The sequence below is a fragment of the Streptomyces griseus subsp. griseus genome (genome assembly GCF_003610995.1).
GTDB lineage: Bacteria > Actinomycetota > Actinomycetes > Streptomycetales > Streptomycetaceae > Streptomyces.
The window spans coordinates 1,741,482-1,755,129 of the sequence record NZ_CP032543.1; the positions used below are offsets into that span (position 1 = coordinate 1,741,482).

The 13,648-nt window shown below is 72.2% G+C and carries 14 protein-coding genes and 3 pseudogenes; 9 read left to right on the forward strand and 8 right to left on the reverse strand.

Going from position 1 to position 13,648, the window contains the following annotated elements:
- The first annotated feature begins 40 nt into the window (after positions 1-40).
- Positions 41-241 (forward strand): SCO2195 family GlnR-regulated protein, encoded by a 201-nt coding sequence (locus D6270_RS08040; protein WP_093686094.1) that lies wholly within the window; start codon positions 41-43, stop codon positions 239-241.
- 30 nt (positions 242-271) lie between these two features.
- Positions 272-979 (forward strand): DUF4191 domain-containing protein, encoded by a 708-nt coding sequence (locus tag D6270_RS08045; protein WP_109166051.1) that lies wholly within the window; start codon positions 272-274, stop codon positions 977-979.
- Between the two features lie 87 nt (positions 980-1,066).
- On the opposite strand, the gene D6270_RS08050 is transcribed toward D6270_RS08045, so the two are convergent.
- Positions 1,067-1,474 (reverse strand): RDD family protein, encoded by a 408-nt coding sequence (locus D6270_RS08050; protein WP_204117224.1) that lies wholly within the window; start codon positions 1,472-1,474, stop codon positions 1,067-1,069.
- A gap of 294 nt (positions 1,475-1,768) precedes the next feature.
- Here D6270_RS08050 and glnA point away from each other — a divergent pair, with 294 nt between their 5' ends.
- Complete coding sequence (gene glnA / locus D6270_RS08055; RefSeq protein WP_109166049.1) at positions 1,769-3,178, forward strand: type I glutamate--ammonia ligase; 1,410 nt, start codon at positions 1,769-1,771, stop codon at positions 3,176-3,178.
- Positions 3,179-3,426: 248 nt separating this feature from the next.
- Here glnA and D6270_RS08065 read toward each other — a convergent pair whose 3' ends face one another.
- The 5 genes and pseudogenes from D6270_RS08065 to D6270_RS08085 form a co-directional block, all read right to left on the reverse strand.
- Positions 3,427-3,993 carry a GNAT family N-acetyltransferase gene (locus D6270_RS08065; protein ID WP_109166047.1) on the reverse strand — a complete coding sequence of 189 codons (567 nt, stop codon included), beginning with the start codon at positions 3,991-3,993 and terminating at the stop codon, positions 3,427-3,429.
- A gap of 42 nt (positions 3,994-4,035) precedes the next feature.
- A pseudogene (locus D6270_RS08070) lies at positions 4,036-4,354 on the reverse strand (phosphotransferase-like protein); the annotation flags it as partial.
- Complete coding sequence (locus tag D6270_RS08075; RefSeq protein ID WP_225977100.1) at positions 4,330-4,557, reverse strand: hypothetical protein; 228 nt, start codon at positions 4,555-4,557, stop codon at positions 4,330-4,332. The pseudogene D6270_RS08070 and the gene D6270_RS08075, both read right to left, overlap by 25 nt.
- Positions 4,558-4,576: 19 nt before the next feature.
- A pseudogene (locus D6270_RS32860) lies at positions 4,577-4,858 on the reverse strand (transposase); the annotation flags it as partial.
- Between the two features lie 188 nt (positions 4,859-5,046).
- Entirely contained in the window at positions 5,047-5,352 is a 306-nt protein-coding gene (locus tag D6270_RS08085) for a hypothetical protein (RefSeq protein WP_109166046.1), read from the reverse strand.
- 118 nt (positions 5,353-5,470) lie between these two features.
- Between D6270_RS08085 and D6270_RS08090 the strand changes: the two genes are divergently transcribed.
- Positions 5,471-5,836 (forward strand): ArsC/Spx/MgsR family protein, encoded by a 366-nt coding sequence (locus D6270_RS08090; RefSeq protein WP_109166045.1) that lies wholly within the window; start codon positions 5,471-5,473, stop codon positions 5,834-5,836.
- On the forward strand, positions 5,826-6,080 hold the full coding sequence (locus tag D6270_RS08095; protein ID WP_109166044.1) for a hypothetical protein: 255 nt from the start codon (positions 5,826-5,828) through the stop codon (positions 6,078-6,080). Before D6270_RS08090 ends, D6270_RS08095 begins: the two co-directional genes overlap by 11 nt.
- 67 nt (positions 6,081-6,147) lie before the next feature.
- Here the strand turns inward: D6270_RS08095 and D6270_RS08100 are convergent.
- Positions 6,148-6,625: pseudogene (locus D6270_RS08100) on the reverse strand (carboxymuconolactone decarboxylase family protein); the annotation flags it as partial.
- A 47-nt stretch (positions 6,626-6,672) separates the two neighbouring features.
- Between D6270_RS08100 and D6270_RS08105 the strand changes: the two are divergent.
- On the forward strand, positions 6,673-8,094 hold the full coding sequence (locus D6270_RS08105; RefSeq protein WP_109166043.1) for a MocR-like pyridoxine biosynthesis transcription factor PdxR: 1,422 nt from the start codon (positions 6,673-6,675) through the stop codon (positions 8,092-8,094).
- 335 nt (positions 8,095-8,429) lie between these two features.
- On the opposite strand, the gene D6270_RS08110 is transcribed toward D6270_RS08105, so the two are convergent.
- Positions 8,430-9,359 carry a Gfo/Idh/MocA family protein gene (locus D6270_RS08110; protein WP_109166042.1) on the reverse strand — a complete coding sequence of 310 codons (930 nt, stop codon included), beginning with the start codon at positions 9,357-9,359 and terminating at the stop codon, positions 8,430-8,432.
- A gap of 267 nt (positions 9,360-9,626) precedes the next feature.
- On the opposite strand from D6270_RS08110, the gene D6270_RS08115 reads away from it, so the two are divergent.
- From D6270_RS08115 to glnII, 3 genes are all read left to right on the forward strand, one after another.
- Positions 9,627-11,126, forward strand: coding sequence for a hypothetical protein (locus tag D6270_RS08115; protein WP_109166041.1), 1,500 nt, complete (start codon positions 9,627-9,629; stop codon positions 11,124-11,126).
- Complete coding sequence (locus D6270_RS08120) at positions 11,123-12,262, forward strand: ARPP-2 domain-containing protein (RefSeq protein WP_109166040.1); 1,140 nt, start codon at positions 11,123-11,125, stop codon at positions 12,260-12,262. The genes D6270_RS08115 and D6270_RS08120 overlap by 4 nt, the downstream gene beginning before the upstream one ends.
- Before the next feature lie 249 nt (positions 12,263-12,511).
- Positions 12,512-13,546, forward strand: a complete 1,035-nt coding sequence (glnII, locus tag D6270_RS08125; protein WP_109166039.1) for a glutamine synthetase — start codon at positions 12,512-12,514, stop codon at positions 13,544-13,546.
- The last annotated feature ends 102 nt before the right edge of the window (positions 13,547-13,648 follow it).

Here is a 13,648-nt window from a genome sequence, read left to right on the forward strand (position 1 = left end):
CCGCGCCCCGGGTGGCGCATCTACTCCGAGGGGAAACATCATGCAGGCCGCACCGGTCCGCGCCCACGCCATTCCGTCCGTCACCACCGCCCTGCGCGCCGTCGAGTCGCTGCTGCTGAGCAGCGGCCAGCGCACCGCCCGCCGCAACGCCTGGACGGCCGTCCTGGAGGACCGCCGCCGGGCCAAGGACCGGGTGGAGTCCCCGTACGTACCGGACGCGGTGGCCGACCACCGTTCCTAGGTCGCTTCCACGCCACGTAAACTTCGGTCCATGGCGAGGAAGGCAAAAACCGAAGGCGCGGACAGCGCCGAGAACGCAGGGCGGCTCAAGCAGATCGCCCTGACCTACAAGATGACCAGGCGGTCCGACAGCAAGATCGGGTTCATCGTCGCGGGCGTGGGAATCGCCACGTTCGGTGTCCTCCTCGGCATCGGCTTCGTGATCGGACACCCGGTCTACCTGGGCATCCTGGGCTTCGTCCTGGCCGTCCTCGCGATGGCGATCGTCTTCGGACGACGGGCCGAACGAGCGGCCTTCGGGCAGATGGAGGGCCAGCCCGGTGCGGCGGCCGCCGTCCTGGACCGGATCGGACGCGGCTGGACCACGACCCCCGCTGTGGCGATGAACCGCAGCCAGGACGTCGTGCACCGCTCCGTCGGCAAGGCCGGCATCGTCCTGGTCGCCGAGGGCAACCCGAACCGGGTGAAGGGCCTGCTGGCGGCCGAGAAGAAGAAGATGGCCCGCATCGTGGTGGACGTCCCGGTCCACGACATCATCGTCGGCAACGGCGAGGGCCAGGTGCCCCTGAAGAAGGTCCGCACCAAGATGCTGAAGCTCCCCCGCGTCCTGACCGGCCCGCAGGTGACCACCACCAACGACCGGCTGCGCGCGATGGGCGACCTGATGAGCAACATGCCGCTGCCCAAGGGCCCCATGCCGAAGGGCATGCGGATGCCGCGCGGCGGAAAGATGCGCTGAGCGCGGACGTACGCGACGTACCGCACAGCACGGCCCCGGACCGACGGAATGGTCCGGGGCCGCTGCGTTCCGCGGGTGTACGGGAGGCTACATCCGGACCTGCACGGCGCGGCCGAGGCGGTCGTGGAGGCCGCGCCCGTCGCGGTCCCAGACGAGCGCGGGGATGACGAGCAGAAGCAGGACGGTACGTACGAGAACTCGCCCGAAGCCGAGGCGTCCACCGTCCTCGGAGACCACGCGCAGCCCCAGGAGGCGCTTGCCGGGGGTGCAGCCGATGGTGCCGACGGTGAGGGCGCTCATGAGGAGGAAGACGCCGAGCGCCCAGTTCCCCGCCGCCTGCTGGTCACCGCGAGCGAGCAGCCCGTATGCGATCACCATGCAGACCGACCAGTCGATGAAGATGGCGCCGAAACGGCGGCCGAGCGGGGCGACGGCCCCCGGCCCCTCCTCGGGCAGCCCGAGCAGCTTGCCGCGGTGGCCGAAGTCGGCGCCCATCTCTTCGGCGGCCGCGCGGGGCCCCGAGAGCCACGATCCGATTGCTTGCCTGTTGTCCACCCGTCCACGGTACTGCGCCCAGGTTTGGGTCCGGCCGGGCGGGGCACGGAAAAAGCCGCGCGGAGACAGCCGCTGAGATGCCGGTCACCCTCGCCCCGGTTAACTTGGGCGAAACAAATGGGTCATGCTTGAGAAATCACGCCTGCCTATGGTCGGGTCCAGCGTGTGCCACCGCACTGGCCGCACCACGAGTTGCAACCCCGCCCGTCCCGGGTCGGGAGTAGGAGGAGTTGGATGTTCCGGAACGCCGACGAAGTGCAGAAGTACGTGGCGGACAACGACGTCAAGTTCATCGATGTCCGGTTCTGCGACCTGCCCGGGGTGATGCAGCACTTCACGATCCCGGCAGCGACCTTCGACCCGGCCGAGGAACTCGCCTTCGACGGCTCGTCGATCCGCGGTTTCCAGGCGATCCACGAGTCCGACATGGCGCTGCGCGCCGACCTGTCGACGGCTCGGGTGGACCCCTTCCGCCGTGACAAGACCGTCAACATCAACTTCTTCATCCACGACCCGATCACGGGCGAGCAGTACAGCCGGGACCCGCGCAACATCGCCAAGAAGGCCGAGGCCTACCTCGCCTCGACCGGCATCGCGGACACCGCGTACTTCGGCCCCGAGGCCGAGTTCTACGTCTTCGACAACGTCCGTTTCCAGACGTCGGCGAACGAGAGCTTCTACCACATCGACTCCGAGGCCGGCGCCTGGAACACCGGTGCGGTCGAGAACAACCGCGGCTACAAGGTCCGCTACAAGGGCGGCTACTTCCCGGCTCCGCCGGTGGACCACTTCGCCGACCTGCGTGCCGAGATCTCCCTGGAGCTGGACAAGAACGGCCTCCAGGTCGAGCGCCAGCACCACGAGGTCGGCACGGCCGGCCAGGCCGAGATCAACTACAAGTTCAACACGCTGCTCGCCGCGGCCGACGACCTGATGCTCTTCAAGTACATCGTGAAGAACGTCGCCTGGCGCAACGGCAAGACCGCGACCTTCATGCCGAAGCCGATCTTCGGCGACAACGGCTCGGGTATGCACGTGCACCAGTCGCTGTGGCAGGGCGGCTCGCCGCTCTTCTACGACGAGCAGGGCTACGCCGGCCTGTCGGACATGGCCCGCTACTACATCGGCGGCATCCTGAAGCACGCCCCGTCGCTGCTGGCGTTCACCAACCCGACGGTGAACTCCTACCACCGCCTGGTCCCCGGCTTCGAGGCCCCGGTCAACATGGTGTACTCGCAGCGGAACCGTTCCGCCGCGATGCGCATCCCGATCACCGGCTCGAACCCGAAGGCCAAGCGCGTCGAGTTCCGCGCCCCGGACCCGTCCTCCAACCCGTACCTCGCGTTCTCCGCGCTGCTGATGGCGGGCCTGGACGGCGTGAAGAACAAGATCGAGCCGGCCGAGCCGATCGACAAGGACCTCTACGAGCTGGCTCCCGAGGAGCACGCCAACGTCCAGCAGGTCCCGACGTCCCTCCCGGCCGTGCTGGAGGCCCTGGAGGCGGACAACGAGTACCTCCAGGCGGGCGGCGTCTTCACGTCGGACCTGATCGAGACGTGGATCGACTACAAGCGCACGAACGAGATCGCCCCGATCCAGCTGCGGCCGCACCCGCACGAGTTCGAGCTGTACTTCGACATCTAGGCCACGGGTCGCGCTCGCGGAGCGCTTGATGCCTGATGCCTCAGGCACTGAGGGCCGCCACTTCCTTCCGGGGGTGGCGGCCCTCGGTCGTGCTGTCAGCCGCGTCGGCCCCCGCCCCAGAAGCACCAGGAATTCCGCAGCAGCTCCTCGGCGCCGTCGCCGTGCAGATCATGGTCGGCACGTACGCCCGGCCCTCGGACGTCTCCTCATACCAGCTGAACACTTCGTCCTGGCCCGCCCTGAGCGCCTCAGCGCAGCGAAGGCCGTGCCCGTCCCGCCCACCACTCGTCCGCCGTGATGCCCAGCAGGACCACGTCGTGGTACGTGCCCCCGAAGAACTCGTGCTGGCGCAGGCAGCCCTCCTCCACGAAGCCGAGTTTGCGGTAGAGGGCCAGCGAGGCGTCGTTGAAGGCGTAGACCTCCACCTCGCACTTGTGGGAGCGCTGTTCGGCGAACATGTAGGTGAGGAGCAGGTCGGTCGCCTCGGCCGCGTAGCCCTGGCGGCGGTGTTCGCGGGTGACCTCGATCCCCGTACGGAAGCGGCCCGCCCTCGCGTCCGTCTCGCCGACCGACACCGCGCCCACGAAGGCGTGCTCGAAGCGGGTCTCGATGACCAGTTGGTACGAGGCCGGGTTCGGGGTGCGGCCGGCACGTTCGGTGGTCCAGGCGCGGAAGCTCTCGTCCGAGCGCGGGGGTTCGACCACGTCGGCGTTGCGTGCGTCCACGGTGTGCAGGGCCAGAGCCCGGAAACCCTCCCAGTCCTGCGGTTCGATGCCCCGCAGGCGTATCCTCTCGCCGGTCCACAGGTCGCTCATCGGGCTCCAGACTGGTCTGCGCAGCAGCGGGCGGTTGGTCGGTCAGGTTACGTGGAGGGCGATCGTTCGTGCCACGGTCAAGGACTCCGTGTGTGGTGTCCACCTCCAGGTCGTACGCCGCGCCCCGGTGGACCGTCTCCGCCTGTGCCGCGGCCATGCCCCTCGGGCGGTCGCCCCGGGCGGTCTCGCGGGCCTCCGCCACCGCGCCCTGGCAGTGGACGCCCACCCACAGGACGTTCAGGCCTCTCAGGGCCTTTCGCCAGGCTTCCTGGGAGGCCGGGCCACCGAGGAACACGTCGTCGACGATGACCCTCGCTCCCGCCCGCGCCGTCGCGGTCACCCCCGCGTCCGGCCAGGCAGCCCAGGCAGCCCGGGTGTGCCCCTGCCGGGCGGTGATGTCCCGTACCGCCAGGGCCACTCGCTCTCGGGGCGGGGGCCGCTCGGCTTGCCCCAGCCGGCGAGGTGGAGGAGCCAGGTCAGTACGCCCGCGCCGAGGGTGATTTCGGCGCCCGCGAGCGCCAGGGGCGCGGAGACCTCGGCCACCGAGATGCCCGTGAGCGTCACGCCGGTGGTCGCTGTCGCCGTCGTGCCGGTTTCCGCCGGTCAGCGACACGGCGGGGGGTGTTCCGTGCCGGTCGACGATCAGGTGGTGCTTGCTGCCTGGCCTCGAGCGGTAGACCGGCGAAGGTCCGGCCGGCACGTCCCTCCAGCTCACGTTCTTGCGCAGCACATACACAAGGCTCCGCAAGGCCGCACGGTCGTCCGCCGGCAACCGCCCGGGGTACCGATGACGCCGCGGCGGCCGGGGCGGCAGCAGCGGGGCGATGCGTTCCCACAGGTCATAAGGCACAAGATCATCTGACACCTGCGCCACTCTGCCGCCACCAGACCCGACCGCCAAGCCCTCCCACCGAACTCATTCTGGAACGATCGGTTAGTGCACAGGGCTGTTCGGTCGGGCCATGGCCCTGACGACGGAGCCGGGCAGCCGGGCGCCCCCGGACATGTCACTCGACGGTCCGGGGGCGCTGGTCAGGCTCCGGTCGGTTCGGGTCAGCGGCCGTAGCGGATCAGGGCGCGGACCATGCGGCAGGTGGTGTCGGACGGCGGGTGGATGCCCAGGCGCTCGGCGGTGACCCGTATCCGGTGGTTGCCGGCGCTGGAGGGCTGGTAGACCCCGCTGTCGAGCAGGGCGACGGCCAGGCGCATGGCCTTGAGCCGGCGGTTGTGGGAGACGTACCACTCGCGGGGGCGGCCCGCGGGCAGCCGCTTCTTCGCGGGCGGCGCGGGAAGCGGCGGGTGGAAGGGCATCGGGAGCTGTCGGTCGAGCGGCTCGGTCGTGACTGTGGCGACGGCCATCGGCATCCTCCTGGCAGCGTGGTGGAACCCTCACGAACTCCCTCCATTTTACTGCCCCCACTGACAATCGCCCCTGGCCAGAGGCCATTTCGGCAGTCCCTCGCGTACCCTTGGCCCCATGGAGATCTGGATCAATCCCGCCTGTTCCAAGTGCCGCAGCGCGGTGACTCTGCTGGACGCCGAGGGGGCCGATTACACCGTCCGCCGCTACCTGGAGGACGTGCCCTCTCCCGAGGAGATCCGGGCCGTGCTGGACCGGCTCGGTCTGGAGCCGTGGGACATCACGCGGACGGAGGAGGCAGCGGCGAAGGAGCTGGGTGTCAAGGACTGGCCGCGGGAGGCCGGTTCGCGGGAGCGGTGGATCGTCGCGCTGTCCGAGCACCCCAAGCTGATCCAGCGGCCCATCATCACCGCCGATGACGGCACCGCCGTGGTGGCGCGGAGCGAGGAGGCGGTGCGGGACGCGCTGGGGCGTGGCGCCTGAGGCCGTGGGCCCGTCGCCGACCCGGTGGGTCTTCCCCGGGGCGGGGTTCTTCACCGACCTCGCCGTCACCGGCACCGTGCGCGGCACCGAGGCCACGAGCACGCGGGATCTGGTGGCGGTCAACGCCTCCCGGGCCGCCGAGCGGCTCCTCGTCGCGGCCGGTGAGCTGCTGCCCCGCGTACGGGACCGTGTGCCCCGGGCCGAGGTGGAGGCCTGGCTGGAGCTCCGGACCCGGCTGTTGTGAGCCCCGGCCCGGTGAGCCCCTGATGCCCCGGGCGTGAGGGCCGGGCGCGGGCCGTACCGGCTCGGCTTTCGTCCGTGCCCGCGCGCTTGGCCGTGGAGGGGGCGATGCGGTTCCAGGTGTTGATGGTGAGGGCCAGGGCCAGGAGTTGGGCCGGCTCCTCGTCGTCGAAGTGGGCGGCCGTCCGGTCGTGGACCGCGTCCGGGTCCGCGAGCCGGGTGACCGCGTCCGTGGGGCCAGGGCCGCCTGTTCCCGCTCCGTGAAGAAGTGGGGCGCCTCCCGCCACACCGCGACCATGTGCAGCCGCCGCTCTCCCCCGCCTTCCGTGCGTCCGTCGTGTGCGTCTGGAGGCAGTACGCGCAGTGGTTCAGGTGCGAGGAGCGGGTCCGGACCGGTTCGACGGGGGTGGGGGCCAGGCCCTCGCGGGCCACCCCGTCCAGGCCGATCACGGCCCGGAAGACCCTCGGTGCGGCCTTCGCGGCATTGAGCCGAGCGGTGGGGGCGGGGGTGGTGGTGCGGTCGTTCGTCTTGATCTCCGTCGTCGTCATGGGTACGAATCCATGGGCGCGGGCGACTGGTTGTGAGGTGCATTCCGATGGCTGGATCGTGGGTCGATTCGGCGGAGATCCTGGGCAGCGATCTGCCGTTGGAACTCGCCGGTACGGGCAACCGCCGGGCCGTCCTGATGGGCGCCCTCCGCGAGGCCGTCCGCAGCGGGCGGCTCGCCCCGGGTACGCGGCTGCCGCCGTACCGTTCCCTCGCCGCCGACCTCGGCCTCGCCCGTAACACCGTCGCCGACGCCTACGCGGAGCTGGTCGCGGAGGGGTGGCTCGCCGCCCGCCAGGGCTCGGGCACCCGGGTCGCCGAGCGGGCCTCGCCCGTCACCCCGGCCCACCGCCCCCGCACCCCGGAACGCCCCTCCCGCCCCGTCCACGACCTGGTCCAGGGACAGCCGGACCCCTCGGTCTTCCCGCGCACCGCCTGGCTGGCCTCCGCGCGGCGGGCGCTCACCGCCGCCCCCAACGACGCGTTCGGGCCCGGCGATCCGCACGGCCGGCCCGAGCTGCGGCGGGCGCTGGCCGGCTATCTGGCCCGGGTACGCGGGGTGCGGGCCTCGCCGGAGCGCGTCGTCCTCTGCTCGGGCGCCGCGCACGGGCTGCGGCTGCTGGCCGAAGTGGTGGGCGGCCCCTGGGCGGCGGAGGTGTACGGGCTGCCGTTCCACCGCGAGCTGCTCGCCTCGCACGGCGTCGGCACCCGGCCCGTGGACGTCGACCGGGACGGGGCCCGGGTCGGTGAGCTGACCCACCGCGACCGGGCCGTACTCCTCACGCCCGCCCACCAGTTCCCCACCGGCGGACCCCTGCACCCCTCACGGCGGGCGGCGGTGGCCGACTGGGCACGGTCCACGGGCGGGCTCGTCGTGGAGGACGACTACGATGGGGAGTTCCGCTACGACAGGCAGCCCGTGGGGGCCGTTCAAGGACTCGATCCCGAGCATGTGGTGCTGCTGGGGTCGGTGAGCAAGAGCCTCTCCCCCGCCCTGCGCATCGGCTGGATGGTGCTGCCCGAGCGGCTGGTGGCGCCGGTCGTCGCGGCGAAGGGCGAGCGCGAGCAGTTCTCCGGCGCCATCGATCAGCTCACGCTCGCGGACTTCGTCGACTCGGGCGCGTACGACCGTCATGTACGCCGGATGCGGCAGCGCCACCGGCGGCGCCGGGACCAGTTGGTGGCGGCGCTGGAGCAGCGGGCGCCGCACGTGCGGGTCACCGGGATCGCGGCGGGACTGCACGCGGTGGTGGAGCTGCCGCCCGGCACCGAGCGGTCGGTGGTGCGGGCGGCGGCCTGGCAGGGGCTCGCGGTGGAGGGGCTCGCCGACTACCGGCATCCGGGGGCGGAGCGGGGAGCGCGGGCGGAGGACGAGCGGGACGGGCTCGTCGTGGGGTACGCCACGCCCGCCGAACACGCCTATCCGGAGGCGTTGGAGGCTCTGTGCCGGGCCCTTCGGCCGCCGGGGTGAGCCGGTGTGCTGGGTCGGGCCGCCCGTGCCATCGCCCGCCCGGCCGGGCCTCCGGATACCGGCCGGGCGCCGTCTGCGCCGGGCCCGGGCCAGGCCGGGCTGATCCGGCCGCCCCTGCCGCCCGCCTGTGCCACCGCCAGCGCCGGGCCGCACGCCTGCGCACAGGGGCGGGCGCCCCGCACAGGGTTATGCGCATCCGCGCAGGGCCACGCGCCCCGCACAGGGTTACTCGCCTCCGCGCAGGGCCACGCGCCTTCGCACAGGGGCGGGCGCCCCGCACAGGGTTACGCGCCTCCGCGCGGAGCCGTGCGCCTCCGCGCAGGCCGAGCCCCCGGCTACCGGCCCGCCCTGCTCTCCGCCTCCACCAGCAGCTCCGTCAGCCGGAGGCCGAAGCGCGCGTCGCAGGCGTGCGGCACCCCCGTACGTACCGCTTCGGACAGCGCGTCCACCGCTCCCCGGAACGCCCCCTCCGCGCCGTCCCAGCCCGGGATCCCGGCCGTCCCGTGCTCGCCCCGCACCTCGATGTCCATGCCCGCCGCGGCCGGCGGGGCGCTCAGGCCCAGGGTCACCGTGCTGGAGGCGCCCGAGGTGTGGCGCAGGATCAGGTGTGTGGTGTCGGCGGGGCCGCGCGCGGCGGTCAGCTCCGTGACCTCGCCGAGGACCGGGATCAGCACCGAGAGCGCGTGCGGGCCGACGTCCCAGAGGCCGCCCTTCTCGCGCCGCCACGGCGAGTCGGCGTACTCGCTGCTCGAACCCTCCGCGTAGAGCGAGCCGAGCCACTGGGCGCGGGCGGTGAACCAGCCGCCCACCGCCGCCTGTTCGGCGATCCACGCGGCGGTCTCGGGCGCGAAGCGGAGCGTGCAGAAGACGACGGAGGCCACCCCTGCCTTTGCCGCCGCCTCAGCGACCGCGCGGGCCCCCTCGACCGTCGTGGCGACCGGCTTGTCCATCAGGAGGTGGCAGCCCGCCTCCGCCGCCCGGACCGCGAGCGGCGCCTGGATGTCCGGCGGCAGCGCGAACGCCACCGCGTCGCTCGCCTCCAGCAGCGCGTCGATCCCGGCCTCGCCCGTGTACGCCCGGGTCCCGTGGGCAGCGGCCAGGGCGTCCGCCGCCTCGGCCCGCCGGCCCCACACCCCGCTCAACTCGGCACCGGGGTGGGCGGCCAGCGCGGGAGCCTGGGTGTTCCGCGCCCAGGGGCCAGTACCGAGGAGACCGATGCGCAGGGGGGCGGCGGGGGTGGAGGGGGCGTCAGCGGGTGTCGTCATGGGGGTCAGTGTGCCCGGTCCGGGGGCCGGTGTGCCCAGGGCCGGTGTGGCCGGTGGCCTGTACGGGGGCCGACGTCGCCAGGGCCGGGAGGGACTGGTCCGGAGACAGCGGAATGCGGTGGCGCGACGCCGCCGTCGGCCGTTACGTTTCCCGGGCCGGCCGCGGGACTTCGGCCGCGACTTCCGGGACGTGCCTGTAAAGCGATGATTTCGTTGTTCGCGCCTCCATTCCCCGGCCGGCATCCGCGATCTCCACGGGGGAAGTCCATGAACACGTCCGAGAGCCTCGCCGATCTCGTCGCCGCCGAAGACGTCCTGCTCTTCGCGAATGCGGCGATCACCGCGACCGGACAGCGCGAGTTCCGCTCCGGCGCCGCGAGCCAGCAGCTTTCGCTGGACTTCCTGCACACCTACGTACGGGTCAATTACCGCCGTGTGTACGCCGCTTCGCTCGCCCTCGACATCAACGACCACAACGCCGCCCGCATCGTGCTCGGCCTTCTGGAGACCGCGGGCGAGGCGGATGCCGAGGAGCGGCGCGCCGAGGGCCGGCTGATCGCCGCCCGGCTGGCACGGCTGCCTCCGCAGCGGGTCTACCGGCTCTTCGGCGAGGTGCGCCGGGCCGGGATCAACAACCGGCGCACCCGGGCGATCGTGCGGGACTGGCTGGCGGCCCGGCCGGACCTGGGGCACGACGCGGTGAAGTACCGGAGCGGGGTCAGAACGGCCGCCCGGCACATCCATCTGCGCCCCGCCGAGGGGGCCGGGGCGGTGGCCGAGGTCGGGGCGTTCCTGTTCCGGCCCGGGAAGCTGCCGCGGTACGAGCACCCGCTGCTGGACGCGTGGCGGCGCGCCCACTACGAGCAGAGGGCCGTGGCCCAGCTGCCGTTCTCCGTCGCGGAGGGGTTCGCGGCCCGGCGCGGGATGAGGCGCGAGGCGTTCCTGAAGCGGGCCGCGCCCCGGATGACGCGGCTGGAGCGGCTGCGGACCCTGGAGCAGCGGGCGGGCGGAGCCCAGCGGCCGGACGTCGATCTGACCGTGATGCCGCTGACCCGGCTGGCGCTGTACGTCCTCGCGCTCCCCTTCGAGCAGCGCACTACCCGCCGCGCCGAACTGACCGGTGCCCTGCGCACGGCCGCCCGCCGGGCCGCGGGCGGGCACGCCGCGAGCTGGGGCCGGGTGCACGCGGTGCTGGACGACAGCTTCTCCTCGTCCGGGTCGGGACAGAAACGGCGCCGGCCGCTCGCCGTGGCCCTGGCCTGCCATTTCCTGCTGGAGGCGCTCGCCGCGCCGGGCGCGTACCGGGCGCTGTGGACCTCGGGCCGGAACGATGCCCTGCTCGTACGTCCGTGGGGGCCGACCCCGCTCGGGACGCGGGTCCTGGACGCGCTGGAGCCCGGGCCCGGGGGTGCGGTGCCGGACCGGCTGGTGATCGTGTCGGACGGCTGGGACAACGCCCCGGCGGGTCTGGCGGGCGAAGTGCTGCGGGTGTGGCGCGCGCGGCTGGATCCGGGGCGGCGGACGGCGGTGGTGCACGTCAACCCCGTATACGACGCGGACGGTTTCGACGTGCGGCGGCTCGCGGCGGGGGTGCCGACGGCCGGGATCCGGGACGCGGAGGATCTGCCCGCGCTGGTGGAGATCGCCCGGTTCGCGGAGGGGCGGACCGGGGCGGCGGAGCTGTACGCCTATCTGGACCGGCGGGTGGCGGTCTTCCTGGGAGAGGGAGAGGGCCATCGGCAGGACGAGGAGGCGGAAGTCGCGTGAACCGGCTGGAGCTGACCGGGCTCACCACCCGGCCCTCCCAGGTGTGGGGCGGCGTCCGGCTCGTACCGCTGGTGCGTGAGGCACCGGTGGAGGGACTCCGGCTGCACCGGGAGGTGTACGAGCGGCTCGGGGCGGGGGTCGTCGACGTCGGTCCCCGTACGCGGTACCTCGCCTACATCCCGCACGGGCTGGTCGCCAACTGGTCCGGGGACGGGGAGGGCGCCGAAGGGCCGGGCGGGCAGTCGGCCGCGTACGGGACCCAGTTCGGCGGGCCGGACGCGCCCCGTACCCTTCGGCTGCCGCGCCCGCCCCTCCACCGCATGGCCAAGCGCCGCCCCGGCGACCGGCTGCGGTTCCTGCCGCTGCACCTGGCCCTGGAGGGGTATCTGGCGCTGCACTTCGGCGGCCCGTCGACCGCCTGGGAGGAGTGGTCGCGGCGGGCGCTGCGCGAGGGGCTGTCGCCGCGCGCGGAGGACGCGTACCTCGGGTGGTCGGTGCGCGGGCTCGGGGACGCGTTGCGGATCTTCGAGATCCACCCGGACCAGTGCGGGGTGATGGTGTACGTCTCCGACGCGCTCGCCGCCACGTTCGTGGTGCCGCACCCGGAGGACTACCGGCTGCTGCACGCCTCGCTGGTAGAGGACCTGTACGGGGAGCTGGTGCACCGGTACGCGCTGTACGGGGCCCCGGTGGCGGAGTTCGGGGCGCGGCTCGGGGGCGGGGAGCACATCCGTACGCTCGCGGATCTCCGGGCGGCGGCGCGGGGGCAGGAGCGGGCGTGGGAGGAGGCGCACGAGGCGCTGTTCGCGCGGGAGCTGCTGGACTCCTCGTACGGCTTCGACCGGGTGTACCGGATGGGGTCGTTCACGCTGTGGCGGTTCCTGCCGCCGTTCGTCCGGGACGGCAGCGGGCAGCACATCGGGGAGACGATCACCGACCACAAGGGGAGCGTGGCCTATCTGAAGACGTTCCGCCTCTCCGACGCCCAGATCCGGCGCGGCTACCTGCTGCATGTCCTCGCGGGTGCGGACTGGGAGCTGTCCCGGGCGGCCGGGGTGCTCGGGTCCAGCCGGGAGGAGCTGGTGCGCCGGATCCGCACCGCCGGGTTCTCGGAACTCCTCAAGGGCAACGTGTGATCAGTACAGGGTGATATGCGAGCAGTACAGAATGATGTGTGAGCGGTACAGGCAACGCGTGAACAGTGGAGAGCGACCTGTGACGAGTCCCCGCAAGCCACCCCGCGAGTCTCCGCAAGCCACCCCGAAGAGGTCCTTTTAACGCAGAGAACCTCGGTAACACGGGGTTCACACTCGGGCAACGGACGGGAAATCGCATCTTGCCAAGCTGCGCGGCATAGACCGCTGCACCCGCAAAGGATGGCGTCCGTGACGTTCAAGGCTGAGTACATCTGGATAGACGGCACCGAGCCGACCGCCAAGCTTCGCTCCAAGACGAAGATCATGGACGGCACGCCGTCGGGCGAGGTGGCGGATCTCCCGATCTGGGGATTCGACGGTTCCAGCACCAACCAGGCCGAGGGGCACGCCTCCGACCGCGTGCTGAAGCCCGTCTTCACCTGTCCGGACCCGATCCGCGGCGGTGACGACGTCCTCGTGCTCTGCGAGGTCTTCAACATCGACATGACGCCGCACGAGTCCAACACCCGGGCGGCGCTGCGTCCGGTCGCCGAGCAGTTCGCGGGCCAGGCCCCGATCTTCGGCATCGAGCAGGAGTACACCTTCTTCGACGGCCACCGCCCGCTCGGCTTCCCCGAAGGCGGCTTCCCGGCCGCGCAGGGCGGCTACTACTGCGGCGTCGGCGCGGACGAGATCTTCGGCCGCGAGATCGTGGAGAAGCACCTCGACAACTGCCTGGCCGCCGGACTCGGGATCTCGGGCATCAACGCCGAGGTCATGCCGGGCCAGTGGGAGTTCCAGGTGGGCCCGCTCTCCCCGCTGGAGGTCTCCGACCAGCTGTGGGTGGCGCGTTGGCTGCTCTACCGCACCGCCGAGGACTTCAACGTCTCCGCGACACTGGACCCCAAGCCGGTCAAGGGCGACTGGAACGGCGCGGGCGCGCACACCAACTTCTCCACCAAGGCGATGCGCGAGGGGTACGAGGCGATCATCACCGCCTGCGAGTCCCTGGGTGAGGGCTCCAAGCCGCTGGACCACGTGAAGAACTACGGCGCGGGCATCGACGACCGGCTCACCGGTCTGCACGAGACCGCCCCGTGGAACGAGTACAGCTACGGCGTCTCCAACCGCGGCGCCTCGGTCCGTATCCCCTGGCAGGTCGAGCAGGACCAGAAGGGCTACATCGAGGACCGCCGTCCCAACGCCAACGTCGACCCGTACGTCGTCACGCGGCTGATCGTCGACACCTGCTGCACCGCGCTGGAGAAGGCCGACCAGGTCTGATCACGGCGCCAGGACGCCTACGGGGAGGGGCCCGCCGGTTCGCCGGCGGGCCCCTCCCTCCGTGTTTTCCCCGCTCGTTCGAGACCGCCCGCCCGTTCGAGA

Excerpts from the sequence above, each read along its gene's own strand:
- D6270_RS08040 (WP_093686094.1), top strand. The coding sequence starts at position 41 with ATGCAGGCCGCACCGGTCCGCGCCCACGCCATTCCGTCCGTCACCACC.
- D6270_RS08110 (WP_109166042.1), bottom strand. The coding sequence starts at position 9,359 with ATGACGACACCCGCTGACGCCCCCTCCACCCCCGCCGCCCCCCTGCGC.
- D6270_RS08115 (WP_109166041.1), top strand. The coding sequence starts at position 9,627 with ATGAACACGTCCGAGAGCCTCGCCGATCTCGTCGCCGCCGAAGACGTC.
- D6270_RS08050 (WP_204117224.1), bottom strand. The coding sequence starts at position 1,474 with ATGGGCGCCGACTTCGGCCACCGCGGCAAGCTGCTCGGGCTGCCCGAG.
- D6270_RS08065 (WP_109166047.1), bottom strand. The coding sequence starts at position 3,993 with ATGAGCGACCTGTGGACCGGCGAGAGGATACGCCTGCGGGGCATCGAA.
- D6270_RS08105 (WP_109166043.1), top strand. The coding sequence starts at position 6,673 with ATGGCTGGATCGTGGGTCGATTCGGCGGAGATCCTGGGCAGCGATCTG.
- D6270_RS08045 (WP_109166051.1), top strand. The coding sequence starts at position 272 with ATGGCGAGGAAGGCAAAAACCGAAGGCGCGGACAGCGCCGAGAACGCA.
- D6270_RS08085 (WP_109166046.1), bottom strand. The coding sequence starts at position 5,352 with ATGGCCGTCGCCACAGTCACGACCGAGCCGCTCGACCGACAGCTCCCG.
- D6270_RS08090 (WP_109166045.1), top strand. The coding sequence starts at position 5,471 with ATGGAGATCTGGATCAATCCCGCCTGTTCCAAGTGCCGCAGCGCGGTG.
- glnA (WP_109166049.1), top strand. The coding sequence starts at position 1,769 with ATGTTCCGGAACGCCGACGAAGTGCAGAAGTACGTGGCGGACAACGAC.